Origin of the sequence: Serratia sp. 2C06, from assembly GCF_050037615.1 — a bacterium.
Classification (GTDB): domain Bacteria; phylum Pseudomonadota; class Gammaproteobacteria; order Enterobacterales; family Enterobacteriaceae; genus Serratia; species Serratia ureilytica.
On sequence record NZ_CP188299.1, the window covers coordinates 4638086 to 4654453 of the forward strand.

At 57.2% G+C, this 16368-nt stretch carries 13 protein-coding genes, 2 tRNA genes and 1 pseudogene; 7 read left to right on the forward strand and 9 right to left on the reverse strand.

Going from position 1 to position 16368, the window contains the following annotated elements; all coding sequences use genetic code 11:
- Positions 1-10: 10 nt before the first annotated feature.
- Together gtdA and mhbT are read right to left on the reverse strand one after the other, a co-directional pair.
- Positions 11-1048, reverse strand: coding sequence for a gentisate 1,2-dioxygenase (gene gtdA / locus ACP3TA_RS22640; protein WP_069100284.1), 1038 nt, complete (start codon positions 1046-1048; stop codon positions 11-13).
- A gap of 19 nt (positions 1049-1067) precedes the next feature.
- A complete protein-coding gene (gene mhbT / locus ACP3TA_RS22645; protein ID WP_122004454.1) occupies positions 1068-2417 on the reverse strand; it encodes a 3-hydroxybenzoate transporter MhbT in 1350 nt (449 codons plus the stop codon).
- A gap of 125 nt (positions 2418-2542) precedes the next feature.
- Here mhbT and ACP3TA_RS22650 point away from each other — a divergent pair.
- Both ACP3TA_RS22650 and ACP3TA_RS22655 read left to right on the forward strand, forming a co-directional pair.
- A pseudogene (locus ACP3TA_RS22650) lies at positions 2543-3453 on the forward strand (LysR family transcriptional regulator).
- A 173-nt stretch (positions 3454-3626) separates the two neighbouring features.
- Positions 3627-3869: a DinI family protein gene (locus tag ACP3TA_RS22655; RefSeq protein ID WP_047574299.1), complete on the forward strand. Its 243-nt coding sequence runs from the start codon at positions 3627-3629 to the stop codon at positions 3867-3869.
- 236 nt (positions 3870-4105) lie between these two features.
- Here ACP3TA_RS22655 and ACP3TA_RS22660 read toward each other — a convergent pair.
- The 4 genes from ACP3TA_RS22660 to ACP3TA_RS22675 all read right to left on the reverse strand — a co-directional run bounded on the left by ACP3TA_RS22660 (position 4106) and on the right by ACP3TA_RS22675 (position 5357).
- A tRNA-Thr gene (locus tag ACP3TA_RS22660) sits at positions 4106-4181 on the reverse strand.
- Positions 4182-4187: 6 nt separating this feature from the next.
- Positions 4188-4275, reverse strand: a tRNA-Ser gene (locus ACP3TA_RS22665).
- 157 nt (positions 4276-4432) lie between these two features.
- Positions 4433-4762 carry an osmotically-inducible lipoprotein OsmE gene (gene osmE / locus ACP3TA_RS22670; protein WP_004935874.1) on the reverse strand — a complete coding sequence of 110 codons (330 nt, stop codon included), beginning with the start codon at positions 4760-4762 and terminating at the stop codon, positions 4433-4435.
- 127 nt (positions 4763-4889) lie between these two features.
- Positions 4890-5357 (reverse strand): DUF1348 family protein, encoded by a 468-nt coding sequence (locus ACP3TA_RS22675; protein WP_033633619.1) that lies wholly within the window; start codon positions 5355-5357, stop codon positions 4890-4892.
- Positions 5358-5465: 108 nt separating this feature from the next.
- Between ACP3TA_RS22675 and ACP3TA_RS22680 the strand changes: the two genes are divergently transcribed.
- Entirely contained in the window at positions 5466-6044 is a 579-nt protein-coding gene (locus ACP3TA_RS22680) for a TetR/AcrR family transcriptional regulator (RefSeq protein WP_072627291.1), read from the forward strand.
- On the opposite strand, the gene ACP3TA_RS22685 is transcribed toward ACP3TA_RS22680, so the two are convergent.
- Positions 6038-6454: a VOC family protein gene (locus tag ACP3TA_RS22685; protein ID WP_046687537.1), complete on the reverse strand. Its 417-nt coding sequence runs from the start codon at positions 6452-6454 to the stop codon at positions 6038-6040. The two genes, ACP3TA_RS22680 and ACP3TA_RS22685, sit on opposite strands and share 7 nt — an antisense overlap.
- 156 nt (positions 6455-6610) lie before the next feature.
- Positions 6611-7741 carry a porin OmpC gene (gene ompC, locus ACP3TA_RS22690; RefSeq protein ID WP_033643836.1) on the reverse strand — a complete coding sequence of 377 codons (1131 nt, stop codon included), beginning with the start codon at positions 7739-7741 and terminating at the stop codon, positions 6611-6613.
- Positions 7742-8436: 695 nt separating this feature from the next.
- Between ompC and ACP3TA_RS22695 the strand changes: the two genes are divergently transcribed.
- From ACP3TA_RS22695 to rcsB, 4 genes are read left to right on the forward strand one after another with little or no spacing between them, the layout of a single operon-like run.
- Entirely contained in the window at positions 8437-8844 is a 408-nt protein-coding gene (locus ACP3TA_RS22695) for a DUF4186 domain-containing protein (RefSeq protein ID WP_071991658.1), read from the forward strand.
- Between the two features lie 54 nt (positions 8845-8898).
- Complete coding sequence (locus ACP3TA_RS22700; RefSeq protein ID WP_069100283.1) at positions 8899-10053, forward strand: MFS transporter; 1155 nt, start codon at positions 8899-8901, stop codon at positions 10051-10053.
- Between the two features lie 20 nt (positions 10054-10073).
- Positions 10074-12776 carry a phosphotransferase RcsD gene (rcsD, locus tag ACP3TA_RS22705; RefSeq protein ID WP_033643838.1) on the forward strand — a complete coding sequence of 901 codons (2703 nt, stop codon included), beginning with the start codon at positions 10074-10076 and terminating at the stop codon, positions 12774-12776.
- Positions 12769-13419 (forward strand): response regulator transcription factor RcsB, encoded by a 651-nt coding sequence (gene rcsB / locus ACP3TA_RS22710; protein ID WP_004935900.1) that lies wholly within the window; start codon positions 12769-12771, stop codon positions 13417-13419. Before rcsD ends, rcsB begins: the two co-directional genes overlap by 8 nt.
- Positions 13420-13480: 61 nt before the next feature.
- Here rcsB and rcsC read toward each other — a convergent pair whose 3' ends face one another.
- Positions 13481-16342, reverse strand: a complete 2862-nt coding sequence (gene rcsC, locus ACP3TA_RS22715) for a two-component system sensor histidine kinase RcsC (protein ID WP_033643839.1) — start codon at positions 16340-16342, stop codon at positions 13481-13483.
- Positions 16343-16368: the final 26 nt, after the last annotated feature.

Sequence of the window (16368 nt, forward strand, 5' to 3'; positions counted from 1 at the left end):
CTCTCCCAAATTAATAACGTGCTTCACGGAACAGCCCCAGGGCTTCCTGAACCGGCCGGTCCGAAAAACTGAATAACACGGTGTCTTCATCCACCTGAAACGACACGTCGAACCAGGTCGGCGCCACAAAGATATCTTTTGCCGAAAAGTGAAGGGTTTCGTTGCCGATGCTGACCTGGCCGCGCCCTTCCACCACGTGGTAGAGGGTGCTGTCCGTGGTGCGCGCCTTTCGTGAGGAAAAGCCTTTCGGCAACAATTGCAGGAAGGCGCCCATCGAGGGCATGGGATAGCCGCCGGTCACCGGATTGACGTAGCGCATCTTGTAGCCGTCCCACTCGTCGGCATCCCCCATGCGGGTGAGGTCGTACAGCGTTTCGCGGCTGCGATCGTAGCGGTAGTTGAAAATGGGCGATGAGTTGCCTTTCTGATGGCGCAGCGGCAGCATATTGGCCGCATAACGCGGTAAATAGTCCCCCTCCCGGCGCGTCACGGGCTGCTGTTCTTGCGGATAGTCTTCCGCGAAACCGCAGCCCAGCAGGTTCACCAGCGGCAAATCCAGCCCGTCCAGCCATACCACCGGCTCAGCGCCGGGATTGCCGTGATCGTGCCAGCGCCACTGCGGCGTCAAAATGAAGTCGCCTTCATGCATTTGCGTTCGCTCGCCGTCAACGGCGGTAAATGCCCCTTTCCCTTCGACGATAAAACGCAACGCGGACTGATTATGGCGATGGCTCGGCGCGATTTCGCCCGGCATGATCAACTGCAATCCGGCGTACAGCGTCGGGGTGATGGCGGCTTGTCCGCGCAACATCGGGTTTTCCAGCACCAGCACGCGGCGCACTGCTTCTTTGGCGCCAATCAACTCGCCGCTGGCCAGCAGGTGCGGGCGAATCTCCTGATAGTTCCAGTAAGCCGGGGCGCAGTTTGCATTCGGCGTTGACGGTACCAGATGGTGCAGCGACTCCCACAACGGGGTCAGGTTCTGCCCGGAAATCTGCCGGTAAAACTGCTGGCGGCTGGGGTTAACATCCTGATGGCGTTCAGGCATAGGGATTCTCCTTTTTCATTCACGACGCTGCGCGAGGCAACGTGTCAGGGGCTGGGGCAGACAGACGAACGACAGCCGTCAGCAGCATTAACATCACCGTACTGAGCGCCGCCGGAAGGGCAATAATGAAAAATAGCGTATCGAATGAGAAATTCATCGCCATCATCACGCCGCCGGAAAGCGAGCCGACAATCGCGCCGCAGCGGCCAATGGCATTGGACCAGCTGACGCCCGTCGCCCGGCTTTGCGTCGGATAGAGCGTGGCGGTCAAAGCATTCAGCCCGACCTGCGACCCGCTGATGCCGATGCCGGTGCCGAAGATGGCCAGCGCCATTTGCCACAGGCCGTTCTCGCTCAGGCCAATCATGACAATACACACCGCGCCCAAAGCGTAGCTCACCGCCAACACCCGGAAGGGATTGCATTTGTCCATCAACACGCCCAGCCCCAGCGCGCCCACCGTGCCGCCTATCTGGAAAGCGGCGGTTACCCAGGAGGCATGCCGCAGATCAATACCGCGGTGGTTAAGCAGCGTCGGCATCCAGCTGGAGAGCAGGTAGATGATCAGCATGCTCATGAAAAAAACCGCCCAGAGCATGAGGGTGATGCGCAACTGGCGGCCGGCGAACAGCGGGCTGATGCTGCCTTTGGCCGCCGTGGCGGCTTCGTTCAGATAAAAATGGGTCTCTTCATCGCACTCGCCAGTCATGGCGCTGACCGTTTTGGCAATCACCTTTTGCGGCAGTTGGCGGCGAACCTGCCAGCGCGGGGATTCCGGCAGGGCAAACAGCAGCGCCGCAAAGAGCATCAACGGCAAGACGCCGCCGAGCACCAAAATGCCGGACCACCCCACCCTCGGCACCAGTTGGGCGCTGACGATCCCGCCCAGGGCCGAACCGAGCGTGAAACCGCAGAACATCAGCGTGACCAGCGCGCCACGGCGGCGAGCGGGCAGATATTCAGAGGTCATCGTGATGGTGTTCGGCATCGCGCCCCCCAGGCCCAGGCCGGTGAGAAAACGCAAAACGACCAGCGTTTGCAGATCGGGGGAGAAGGCCGAAATCAGGCTCAGCGTGCCAAACAGCGCCACGCAAAGTTCGATGACGCGCTTGCGGCCAAAGCGGTCAGAAAGCGGGCCGCAAAGCAGCGCGCCCGCCGTCAATCCCAGCAACCCCGCGCCAAACAGCGGGGCCAGTTCGCCGGCGGACAGTTGCCACTGGGCGCGGATGTCGGGCGCGATGAAACCAATGGCGGCAGTGTCAAAACCATCGAGCATCACCACCAAAAAGCAGCAGAGAATGACGCGCCACTGCGTCTTGCCGATAGGGGCTGCGTCGATCAGTGCTTGTAAATCACGCCGTTGAGTCATAGTGAGCGCCTCGGAGCAGATAGAGAGATGTCTGTGTTGTTTTAGGTATGTTACGAATTTGTATCTTTAGCGATAAAATGTACAATGGCTTTTCGGGCGGAGACATAACCGGAGGGTTATAACAAATGGCGAACTGGGCGCAGAAATTGAAGCTGCACCATCTGCAAATGTTGGTGGCATTGGGTGAACAGGGAAATCTGACCCACGTTGCGCGGATGATGAACATCTCCCAACCCGCTCTGTCAAAATGGCTGTCGCAGCTCGAAGATGAGATTGGGATCACGCTCTTTGAGCGGCATAGCAAAGGGCTGCGCCCCTCCGAGGGGGGGAAGTTGCTGCTTCAGCATGCGCAGCGTTTGATCAATGATCTGGAGCGTTCGCAGTCTGAAATCGCCCGCTTTAAGCAAGGCGGGCTGGTGGGAAGCCTGAAAATCGGCTGCTCGCCGGTGGCGACCGACTGCGTTTCGCAGGCCATATTGAGCCTGCTGCAAGAAATGCCGACGCTGCATCTCAATATTGAGGAAAAGGTGATGACCCCCTGCTGCACGATCTGCTCGCGGGCGCGGTGGATGTCGTCGTGGGCCGCGTCGGGGGGCGGGCGCTGCAACTGCCGCTCAACTATCAAGTGCTCTACACCGAACCGGTATGCTTCGTTGCCCGCCCTCACCATCCGCTGGCAAAATCCGCCTCCCTCACCTGGCACGATCTCACCCACTGGCGCTGGATAGTCTGGCCGACCGGCACGCCAATCCGCCTCAGCATCGATAATGCGTTGGCAGATAACGGCGTGATGCTGCCTGAAAACACGGTTGAATCGGCATCGATGAACGTCAGCACCAACCTGCTGCAAAGCAGCGACATGATCTCCATTCTTTCACTACGGCTGGCGCAGCGTTATGCCAGCCAGGGGCAACTGGCGATCCTGAACCTGCCGAAGATAGAGCAGAAAGGCAGCGTGGGTGTTTTCTGGCGCAACAGCGAGCCGCCTTTTGCCGCACTGAGCCGCTTTTTGCAGCTGCTGACGCAGGCCAGATAAAAATCGCCTTAACGCGACGGCTCCCTTTTCTCGCAGAACGGGGATTCAGCGGCGGGCTTTACCGCACGCCGCGCAAGAATAAACGCCCCTTGTAAAATTCTGCGCCGCCTCTTGCCAACCCGAGCGCCTCAGGCCAGAATACTGTACATTAAATCAGTATTTAAAGGTGAGTCATGTTTGTAGAATTGGTGTACGACAAACGCAACGTCGCTGGGCTGCCCAACGCCGCCGAGATTATTCGCAGCGAGCTGGAAAAACGCGTGCATGCGCTGTTCCCGGAGGCGGAAGTGCGCGTGAAACCGATGCAGGCCAACGGCCTGAACTCCGACGCCAGCAAAAGCGATCGCGAAAAGCTGAACCGGATGTTGGAAGAGATGTTCGAAGAAGCGGATCAGTGGCTGGTTATGGATATATAAACCCAATCTGAAAGCCGGGCTGACCCACCGGCTATTATTTCCACCAGCATATCGCACCGCTCAACCTCCAGTTCCGCAGCGAATACCCCCTTGGGTCAAAGGACTGACTGCGGCACATGCCCCCGATTATCGGTTAATCCTGGCGCACTTCGAAGCGTGTATTCCTGCGTGGGCACCTTTTCCTCGTACAAGCACCATAACAAAAAGCCCCAGCATCGCTGCTGGGGCCTCTGTCATGGTGCCGGCTACCGGAATCGAACTGGTGACCTACTGATTACAAGTCAGTTGCTCTACCTACTGAGCTAAGCCGGCTGAATTTGGCGGAAGGACAGAGATTCGAACTCTGGGAGCTGTTACACTCGACGGTTTTCAAGACCGTTGCCTTAAACCACTCGGCCATCCTTCCAATGGGCGCTGATATTAGCGATACCGTTATGAAATGTCTATCGTTTTGATGCAAAAAAATCACATCGGCGGCGCAGTTGCCTAAACTTCAGGCCTTAAACGCTTAAAAAATGAAAAGCCCCGCAAAAGCGAGGCTTTTATGTTCGGCTGAAAGGCGATTACTTCGGCTGCGAATCGTAGTCTGAACAGGTTTGATAGCCCTTGTTCATGACATGGCCCGTGTCGTTGTAGCTGACAAAATACGTTTGCACTTTGCCATCGCGCGGCGCAACCGCATAGGTGTCGCAAGTGCCCTGCGCATGGATCAGCGTGGCGGACGTCGACGGCGGACCGGCAATCGCCCGCACCTGCTGCTTGGTCATCCCTACTTTGACATCGCTGACCACCGGCTCATTGACATAACTGGTTGCACGGTCATAGGCGGTGCAGCCGGCAAGAATGGAAAATACCGCCGCAGTGCCGACGGCCAAAACCAACTTCTTCGTCATAGCTTGTCCTCTTGGAGTACGTTTGTTGTCCCCTAAGTCTAGAAGTGGAAAGGCTTTTCTACAAACTCCCCTTTGTCGATCGGTGCGCTTTTTCTCGCGTTCGGCCGGCACGGGCGCGACATCGGATTCAAAAGCCGAAATCGCTCAGCGCCGGGACATCGTCCGGGCGCCGACCGAGCGGCCAATGAAAACGCCGATCCTGTTCGCGAATCGGCATGTCGTTGATGCAGGCATGGCGGTTGATCATCAACCCTTCCTGATTGAACTCCCAGTTTTCGTTGCCGAAGCTGCGATACCAGTTGCCGGAATCGTCGCGCCACTCATAGGCGAAACGCACCGCGATGCGCGCGCCGTCAAACGCCCACAGTTCCTTAATCAGCCGATACTCCAGCTCTTTCGCCCACTTGCGTTGCAAAAATGCGACCACCGCCGCGCGGCCGTCGACAAACTCCGCGCGATTACGCCAATGGGTATCGAGGGAATAGACCTGCGACACCCGCTCAGGATCGCGGCTGTTCCAGGCATCTTCCGCCAACCGTACTTTTTCGCTGGCGGATTCACGGGTAAAAGGCGGCAATGGGGGTTTAATGCTCATGATCATCTCCTGCGTATAGGCAAGTAGACAACTCTGTCTACATCATTACGCTAGCGCATGTAGACAGAGTTGTCTACAATCACTCGAAAATCGCCTGGGAGAAAAATGATGACCACCGATCGCAACACCTTACCCGCCCGTCAGCGCATCCTGCTGACGGCCCACGATCTGTTCTATCAGGAAGGGATCCGCGCCACCGGCATCGATCGCATCATCAAGGAATCAGGCGTCACTAAGGTGACGTTTTATCGCCACTTTCCCAGCAAGAACGATTTGATTACGGCGTTTTTGGCCTATCGCCACCAGCAGTGGCTAACCTGGTTCAGTACAGCGTTGGATCGACATGTGGCGCAGAGCGGCGGGTTACTGCCGGCGCTGGCGCCCTGCCTGGCGGAATGGTTCGACGATCCGCGTTTTCGCGGCTGCGCGTTTATCAATACGGCCGTGGAGATCGCCGATCTGCTGCCGGAAAGCCTGCACCTCGCCGGCCGGCATAAGCAACAGATGACGGATGAACTGGCGCGCCACCTGCCCGCAGGCCCGCAGCGGGAACAGCACGCCGCGATATTGGCGATGCTGATCGACGGCGCCATCGTCAGGGTGCAGATTGAGCGCCAGCCGCAGCCGGCGTTGCAGGTGCTGAATGCCGCGCTGGCGTTGTTGGCACAAGGCGGGTTCGATCAGTAATTGGCCCAGATGCCCGGCGTCACCAGTTCCAACAGGTGGGCGTCTGGATCGCGAAAGTAGATGCTCTCGCCACCGTGATCCCAACGCATGCGCCCCTCAATCTCCACGCCGTTGGCCGTCAGATGCCGTTCCCAGTGCGGCAATTGGTCTTTCGCCACCGCCAGCCCGATATGCGCCGGCCCCACACCATCGTGCGCGGGAATAAAGCCGGTCGGATAATGCGCCCCACGCAGCGAATCGCCCTCGACAAACAGCAACAATACGCTCCGATCGCCAACGTTATAGGCGCGGAACCGCTCGTTGGCGACCATCGCCGGCAGCTTCAGCACTTCTCGGTAGAAGGCGGCCGCTCGCTCAATATCGCTGACGTACAGCACCGTTTCGATCACCTTATCGATCTTGAGTTCCATATCATCCCCCTCTTTTTTGTACTGACAGCGTAGGCTTAGAGGAGGAAAACCACGGTGCTTCCCGTGCCGATAGCGGATCAATCCGTGCTTTTTACCGGTTTACAGGCAAAAAAAACGCGGCCCGAAGGCCGCGCGATGACGTTCACACTGAGGTGCTTAGAACTGGTAAACCAGGCCCACGGCAACCACGTTGTCGGTGTTGATCCCGGCAGCGTCGGTGAAGTCGTTGTTGTCCACCAGGTTGATTTTGTAATCAACATAGGTAGACATGTTTTTGTTGAAGAAGTAGGTCGCACCCAGATCGACGAATTTGACCAGGTCTTGATCGCCGTAGTCCTTGCCGTTACCGGCGCGGCCCAGGTCTTTACCTTTGGTCTGGTTATAGCCGACGAACGGACGCAGACCGAAATCGAACTGGTAGTGCGCGTAGGCTTCGAAGCTCTGCGCCTTGTTGGCGTAGCCGTAAACGCTGCTGTCGGAGCTGCCGAAACGCGCCGCGTTGTAGGACTGGGTGAACATCACCGCCAGGTAGACGTCGTTGGCGTCATATTTCAGACCGCCGGAGTAACCTTCGGCCTTGTCGCCGCGGCCCATGATGTTCTGGTGACCGTTAGCGCCGTTCTGCTCGCTGGTGCGGCGAGAGTTGAAGAAGGCGCCCGCCGCACTGATGCCGTAGCCCATGTCATAGCTCATGGACATACCGTAGCCTTCGCCGTTCTGGCCAAGGACGTCGCGACCGTTGTTGGTCTCTTCGCCATTACCGTTTTTACCCTGGTACTGCAGGGCGAAGTTCAGGCCGTCAACCAGACCGAAGAAGTCGTTGTTACGGTAGGTCGCCAGGCCGCTGGAACGCTGGAACATGAACTGGTCGGCGCCGTAGGTCATACCGTCGAACTCAGGCTGCAAGTCGGTATACGCCGCGACGTCGTACAGCACGCCGGTATTACGGCCGTAGTCGAAGGAACCGTAGTCGCCGAATTTCAGACCGGCGAAGCCGTAACGGGTGAAGTTCTTGTTGTCCTGGTTTTCAGCGTGGTTCAGGTTAGCCTGATATTCCCACTGGCCGTAGCCGGTCAGCTGATCGCTGATTTGCGTTTCGCCGCGCAGGCCAAAACGCATATAAGACTGGTCACCGTCCACGCCGTTGTTGCTGGAGAAATAGTGAAGACCGTCGACTTTACCGTACAAATCCAGTTTATTACCGTCTTTGTTGTAGATTTCCGCCGCGCCTGCTGTGCCTGCAACCAGCAGTGCGGGTACCATCAGAGAGAGTACTCGAAGTTTCATCGTTATTATCCTCGTTAATTATGTCGAGCTACGGCCACTGCCCTTTTCGAGCATTATTAGCACGACTGTGCATTACCATTCTGGTAACAAGGGTTATATTAATCCAGAAAGAAAATGATACCAAGTATCCGATAGTGTTTCAGCGTGATTAATAAAGGTTTCAAAATGTAAATGTGCGCGAACTTTCACAAAACATTACCGACAAACAAAATAAAGCACTTAAAGACAAAGAATAGATTAATTGATAAAAAATCATGTAGTTATACAAATCTTTAAGAAAAAAAAGCCAACCATACAATTGTGCTGGACAATAAGCACATTGTGCCAAAACGCCGCCTGCACGCAGCCGCTATAATCACCTCGCTATCATCATTATTTTCATTATTACCTTCATTATCCGAAGATAATTTCTGCATACCTTTAACCGGCTTCTGGCCGGTTTTTTATTTTCCTCCACACTGTCCTCACAATTTCAATCCGCACAAATAGCACGCAAATAAATAACCTCGCGATATAGTTTCGCCAATTTACATCCGCACTAATTGCTAATCTTTTCTCTTATTTTGGTCTACAAATTGAATTTGTTTTTCATTTCGTGCTTTATCTCGCCGAATATTGTGTGTCACAGGCAAAATTGGCCGCAGAGTTTCACTTCTGGTAGCCTGAAAAAAAGCTCACCCTCAGCGAGTAAAGTCATGATGCCATTTCACCCAGAGGCGCTATGGCGGCGGCTGCAAGGCTCCCCCTTCCGCGCCCGTTTCCGTTTGAATCCCAAAGACCAGAGCTATCTTGACGACAAAGGCTTGCCGCTGATCCTCAGCCATGCCCGCGACTTTATCGATCGCCGTCTGGCCGCCGCCCACCCCAAAAACGATGGCAAGCAGACGCCGATGCGCGGCCACCCGGTGTTCGTCGCCCAACACGCCACCGCCACCTGCTGCCGAAGCTGCCTGGAAAAATGGCACGGCATACCGCAGGGCGTCGCGCTGGACGAACAGCAAAAAGACTATATTGTCCAGGCGATCGCCCTGTGGCTGGTGCGCCGAGGCGGCGCCAGAGAGGAATCAGGCGCGAATCTTTTCGACCCGGATCGCGGATTGTGATAAAAACTGTCAGTAACTTTCGCCACTCTTTTGACCCAAGATCCTGACGCTTACATGACAGCCACCTTGTGCAATGAACAGCAAACGCCCGGCGTTCCTCAACAGATCGCCACCCGCCTGGCCTTTTTCGTCGCCGGCCTCGGTATGGCCGCCTGGGCGCCGCTGGTGCCCTTCGCCAAAACGCGCATCGGCCTCGATGACGGCTCGCTCGGCCTGCTGTTGTTATGTATCGGCGCCGGCTCCATGTTGGCGATGCCGCTGACCGGCTTCCTGACCGGCAAACTGGGCTGCCGCGCGGTGATCCTGATGGCGGGGCTGGGGCTGTGCATCGATTTGCCGTTGCTGGCGCTGATGGACTCCCTCGGCGGCATGGCCGTGGCGCTGCTGTTGTTCGGCGCGGCGATCGGCATGATAGACGTGGCGATGAACGTGCAGGCGGTGATCGTCGAGCGCAACAGCGGCAAGGCGATGATGTCCGGCTTTCACGGCTTCTTCAGCATCGGCGGCATTGCCGGCGCAGGCGGCGTCAGCGCGCTGCTGTGGCTGGGGCTGACGCCGCTGCAATCCACCCTGATCACCGTGCTGGCGGTGATCGTGCTGCTGGCGTTCGCCAGCCGCCATCTGCTGCGTGACAGCGGCGCCGCCGACGACGGACCGATGTTCGTCTTGCCGCGCGGTTGGGTGATGTTTATCGGCATTCTGTGCTTTATCATGTTCCTGGCGGAAGGCTCGATGCTCGACTGGAGCGCGCTGTTCCTCACCACGCTGCGCGGCGTCGAACACAGCCAGGCCGGGCTGGGCTATGCGCTGTTTTCCATCACCATGACGCTCGGCCGCCTCAATGGCGATCGGGTGGTGAACTCGCTGGGCCGCTACCGGGTGCTGCTGTTGGGCAGCCTGTGCGCCGCTGTCGGTCTCAGCCTGGCTATCGCCTTCAATCACGCCACCGTTTCGCTGGTCGGCTTTATGCTGGTTGGCCTGGGCGCTTCCAACGTCGTGCCGATTCTGTTCAGCGCCGCGGGCAACCAACGCGATATGCCGGCCAATTTGGCGATCGCATCCGTTACCACCGTCGGCTATGCCGGTATTCTGGCCGGCCCGGCGCTGATCGGCTTTGTCGCTCAGTTTTCCAGCCTGACGGTGGCCTTCGCCTGCGTAGCCGCTCTGCTGTTGGCGGTGACCGCCAGCGCCAGGGCCGTCACTCGCTGATTCAGGAATGCGCAGCCACTATGCAAAATAAACAACTGACCATTAGCTCCAGCAATATCACTCGCTGCTTCCTGCTGTTTATCGTGCTGCTGACGATCGGCATCGGCCTGTATGGCTACAACTACACCAACGCCTGGCTGGCGGAAAAGAAGTACACGCTGAACAGCATCGCCGGTTCGCTGCAAAAGCGCATCGATACCTATCGCTACATGACCTATCAGGTCTATGACAAATTCGGCAACGCGCCGGCGCAGAATGTCGATCCCGGTTTGCAGGAAACTCGCCTGCGCCCCGACGTCTACTATGTCGAGAAGCCGCACAAGAAAACCGACGCGGTGATCTTCGGCAGCCATGACGAGAACACGCTGGCGATGATCGCCAACATCTCGGACTACCTGGACAACCGTTGGGGCGCCAAGACCGAGAGCTACGCCATGTATTACCTCAATGGTCAGGACAACAGCCTCAGTCTGATCACCACTCAGCCGCTCAAAGAGCTGGCTTCGCGCTTTAGGGAAAGCTACCTGACCACTTCGGCGGACGAACGCCGCGCCGAGATGCTGCAACAGGCCAATATGCTCGACGAACGCGAGAGCTTTTCCGATCTGCGCAAACAGCGCTTCCAGAACGCCTATTCATTCTCGATTCGCACCACCTTTAATCAGCCGGGGCATCTGGCGACGGTGATCGCCTTCGACTTGCCGATCAACGACATCATTCCGGCCAACCTGGCCCGCGCCAATTTCCTGCTGCAGCCGGACGATGTCGAGCTCGACGACAGCGCCATCCCGGCGGAAACCGCCCTCGGCGCCCAGGCGGCGATGAGCGGCGGCTGGGTGGAGTTCAGCGCCGCCCTGCCCAATGCGCCGTTGAAGGTGGTGTATCGCGTTTCGGCCATTAATCTGGCCATCGATCTGCTGCGCAACAACATCTGGCTGATCGCGGTCAATCTGCTGCTGTTGGCGCTCTCGATGCTGAGCATCTACTTTATCCGCCGCCAGTACATCCGCCCGAGCGAAAACATGGCGGTTGAGCTGGAGGCCGAGCGCGCGCTGAATCAGGAAATCGTCTCCAGCCTGCCCTCCGGCCTGCTGGTTTACAGCTTCGCCAACAATGCGGTGATCGCCAGCAACAAAATCGCCGAGCACCTGCTGCCGCACCTCAGCCTGCAAAAAATCGCCCATATGGCCGAACAGCATCACGGCGTCATTCAGGCAACGGTCAACAACGAGGTGTATGAAATCCGCATTTTCCGCAGCCAGCTATCGCCGGATACCTACCTGTTCCTGATGCACGATCAAGATAAAGAGGTCATGGTGAACAAGCGGCTGCAGCAGGCACGGCGTGAATACGACAAGAACGTGCAGGCGCGCAAACTGATGTTGCACAACCTGGGCATCGAACTGAATCAGCCGGTGCGCCAGATGCACGATCTGGTCGACAGCCTGCGCAACCAGCCGGATGAGGAACAACAGCAGGCGCTGCTGGGCCAACTGACGGCGGCGTCGTCATCGGTGCTGGGATTGATCGATAACATCACTCTGCTGACGCGGCTGGAAACCCAGGACTGGCAACCGACGCGCGAGCCGTTCAACCCGGCGGCGATGATCGACGAGTTGCTGCTGGAAGCCCTGCCCGCTCTCAATCAAAAGGGGCTGGCGCTGTTCAAGCATTTCCAGCTGGACGTCGAACAGAACTATATCGGCGACGCCAACGCGCTGCGCAAAGTGATCTCGCTACTGGTGCATTACGCCATTATCACCACCGCCTGCGGCAAGATTTCTCTGGTCATCGACCATGAGCCCGAACACCCGGATCGCCTGATTTTCCAAATCAACGACACCGGCTCCGGCATCTCCAACGAAGAGATCAGCAATCTCAATTACCCGTTCCTCAGCCAGACGCTGGTGGACCGCTTCAACCACGGTTCCGGCCTCACTTTCTTCCTGTGCAATCAGCTGTGCAAAAAGCTTAACGGCCAGTTGGACATTCGCAGCAAAGTGGATATCGGCACTCGCTATACCATTCGCGTCGCCATGGAGATGGAGAGAAAAGAGCCGCAGGAACAGGAAAAGCTGCTCGACGGCGTCACCGCCCTGCTGGACATCACGTCAGATGAAGTGCGCGGCATCGTGACCCGCCTGTTGCAGGCTTACGGCGCCGACTGCCTCGTCGCCGAAGATCGCGCGGTCAACCGCGATTATGACGTGCTGCTGACCGATAACCCGCAGCGAGCCGATGATTACACGCTGTTGCTGGCGACCGATGAACCGGGTTGGCAAGCGCTGGATAAACGCTACATTCGGGTGAACTATAACCTGAACGGCGCATTAATCGACGCCGTGCTGATGCTGATCGAACAGCAAATGGCCGCGCTGGAGCAGGAAGAAAGTCCGCTTTCATTGAGCTCAGAAGATATCCAACTCTATGAAAAACAATTGAAATCAAGTGATTACTATGGGCTGTTTGTCGATACAGTACCCGATGATGTCAAAAAACTGTATACTGAGGCGGGCAGCAGTGATTTCAATGCGCTGTCACAAACCGCACACCGCCTGAAAGGCGTGTTTGCCATGTTAAATCTGCTTCCCGGCAAGCAGCTGTGCGAATCGTTAGAACAGCGCATCGCAGAAGGTGATGCGCCCGAGATCGAGAATAACATCAGTCAGATTGATTTTTTCGTCAGCAGACTGCTGAAGCAAGGTAGCCAACAACATGAATAACCTGAACGTAATTATTGCTGATGACCATCCTATCGTACTGTTTGGCATCCGGAAGTCACTTGAGCAAATTGAATGGGTGAATGTCGTTGGGGAGTTCGAAGACTCAACCGCACTGATCAACAATCTGTCCAAGCTGGATGCCAACGTGCTGATCACCGATCTGTCGATGCCGGGTGACAAGTATGGCGACGGCATCACGCTGATTAAGTACATCAAGCGTCATTATCCGCAGTTGTCGATCATCGTGCTGACCATGAACAACAACCCGGCAATCCTGAGCGCGGTATTGGATCTGGATATCGAAGGCATCGTGCTGAAACAAGGCGCGCCGACCGATCTGCCGAAGGCGCTGGCCGCCCTGCAGAAAGGCAAGAAGTTCACGCCGGAAAGCGTCTCCAAACTGCTGGAGAAAATCAGCGCCAGCGGCTATGGCGACAAACGCCTGTCGCCGAAAGAGAGCGAAGTGCTGCGTCTGTTCGCCGAAGGTTTCCTGGTGACCGAAATCGCCAAGAAACTCAACCGCAGCATCAAAACCATCAGCAGCCAGAAGAAATCGGCGATGATGAAGCTGGGCGTAGAAAACGACATCGCCCTGCTCAACTACCTCTCGTCCGTCAGCATGACGCCGTTGGACAAAGACTAAAGCCCGCCTCACGGCAGGTTAACGCCAAACAGGCACGGCATCCGCCGTGCCTGTTTGCTTTTCAGGCCTCGCTGCGGTTGTAGCGTACCTGCTGGCTGTAATAAGCCAATGTCTGCTCCAGCGTCTCCAGCGTAACCGGTTTCGACAGGCAATTATCCATGCCCGCCTCAAGACAGCGCTGCTTCTCCTCCGCCAACGCGTTCGCCGTCACGCCGATCACCGGCGCGCTGAACTGCATCTCCCGCAGCGCCTGCGTCAGGCGATAGCCGTCCATGTTCGGCATATTGACGTCGGTCAACACAATATCGACGTGGTGCTGTTTCAGTACGGCGAGCGCGTCTACGCCGTCGTTGGCGGTCACCACCTGATACCCCAGCGACCCCAGCTGATCGGAAAGCAGACGACGGTTGATCGGATGATCGTCGACCACCAGCAGATGAATATCGCCGTTGTCCGCCGCGCTGGCCTTGGCGGGCACCGGCAGCTGCACCAGCGCCTCTGCCGCGCCGTTGCCGACGCCGAACAATCGGTTGATCAAGGTCAGCGTTTCACGCGGCGTAGAGGTGCTGTGCATCCAATAGCCTGGCCGGGTTTCCAGCGACGGGCCGATATGTTCGGTCGAGAACTGGATCTGAGCCAACAGCGGCGTGTTCAGCATCAGCGGATAATCGCTGAGCATCACCTCGTCGGCGGCGGTCTCCTGCCCGTCATAGCGCTGGATATCGGCGCCGTAGCCGCCCAGAATCGCCATCAGGTAGCTTTCCAGCCGCTGATTGCGGATATCCAGCCACAGCCGCCGGCCCTGCCAGGTATCGCTGGCCTGCGGGATCGGGAACTGGGCGTTAAACAATGGAATGCGAATGCTGAACAAGCTGCCCAGCCCCGGTTCGGACTCGACGGAGACGTCGCCGTCCATCAGGTTGACCAATTTCTCGCAGATCGCCAGCCCCAAACCGGTGCCCTGGAAGTGGCGCTGCACGCCGGTGCCCACCTGGAAGAACGGATCGAACAGGCGTGAGATCTCCTTCTCCGGAATACCGACGCCGGTATCGCGCACGCTGAATTCCAGGTAGCTGCCGCGGGTGCAGACCTGCAGCACGATGCAGCCGGTATCGGTGAACTTGATGGCATTGTTCACCAGGTTGGACAGCACCTGCTGCAGCCGCACCGGATCGCCGAAGATACGCTCCGGCACGTTTTGCTCGATAAAGCAGTACAGCCCCAAACGTTTCTTCACCACCAACGGCAAATAGTTGCCGGCGATATGGGTGATCACCTCCAGGCAGGAGAACTCACGCGGTTCAATCTTCAGCTGCTCGGACTCGATTTTGGAGAAGTCGAGAATATCGCTGATGATTTTAAGCAGCAGCCCGGAAGAGTTGTTCATCGCATTCACCAGCCGATCGACCCCTGGCGGTAACGCCTTGGTCTGCAGCAGATCGAGGTTGCCGATAATGCCGTACAGCGGCGTGCGCAGCTCATGGCTGACGGTGGCCAGGAACATCGATTTAGACTGGCTGGCCTGCTCCGCCGCCGCCGCCATCTCCTGCAGCGACTCTTCCATTTTCACGCGCGCGCTGACGTCCACCAGCACGCAGATCGCCACCTCTTCGTTGCGGTAACGCGAATGGACAAAGCTGATCTGCAGGTTATTGTTGTTGCTGGTCATCACATCGACGAAGTTCGCCTGCTGTTCGCAGATGATGCGCGTAATGCGATCGCGATCTTCGTGGGTCAACAGGTTGATGTAGTTGTGCGCCAGTTCGTTACTCAGAATATTGGTGCCATCGCTGATGCGCAGGATACAGATGCCCACCGGCGCCGAGGCGACGATCTTGCGGTTGAACTGTTCGTGTTCTTCCAGCCGGAAGGCATTGTCCTCCGCCGGCAGGAACATCTTGCGCTCAAACAGCCACGCCAGCGTGAACAGCACGATAGCCGACAACAGGTTCAGCAATAGCGCATTGAGGATCAGCATTTTGAAGCGTTCCACCACGCTTTTCACCGGCAGCGCATAAACGATGCTCAGCGATGAAGGCGGCAGCGCTTTTTTCAGGATCAGATCGCGGTAGTTATCGACATAACCGAAGTAAGCATGCTCTTCGGGGTAGCTGTTGAGCGCAGCGGCATAGCGATCGCCATCCGCCAGGCGCAGTATCGGATCGTTGTTTTCATCCAGCAGCGTGACGCCGATCGGCAGGTTGCCGGCGGTGACGAAATCTTCCAGCCGGACGGTTTGCTCGATGCCCAGCAGCGCCTCCAGTTTGTTGCCGATATAGAGAGGCGTCAGCACATACAGATAACCGATGTCAGGCCGCTGCGCGCTGGGGCTAATCCAATACAGGTTGTTGTCTTTGTCCAGATTCTTGGCGTTGCGGTATTTCAGAATGCGCTCGTGCAGCAGCTTCAGCATGTTTTCCCGGTTGGCGACCGCGTTGCCGCCGCCGAATTCCGCCAGACACAGGCTGTCGCCGCCGATAAAGAACACCCGGTTAAGATCGTAGGCCGCCACGAAGTTCTCTTTCCAATACTGGATCAGGCCGCTCAGCGAATCGAGTGAACTGCGGTAAGTGGCGCTCAGGGCGCAGTTAGACTCTGGATACAGCGGATAGAATTGCGGTGGGCTGCCCTTGCCGGGGATCACGCCGCTGAACATGTCCAGGCCGCTGACCGAACCGTTGAGGCGGTTTTCCGCCATGTACTTGATGTCGCGTATGATGTCGGCGGAATGGCGAATATAGCCCTGCGCCTGATCGAAATTGAGGTTGTACTCCTGGCGGATGTCCGATTCTTTCTGATGCAGGATATTCAGAATATAAAAGGTGGTGAGCAGCGCTCCCAACGACCACAGCAAAATCGCCAGCACCCGGAACAGATAGCGGGATATCTTCAGCGTAGTTCGAAAAGAGGCTAAATATTTCAATCGGATACCATACGAAAGTCAGTGGC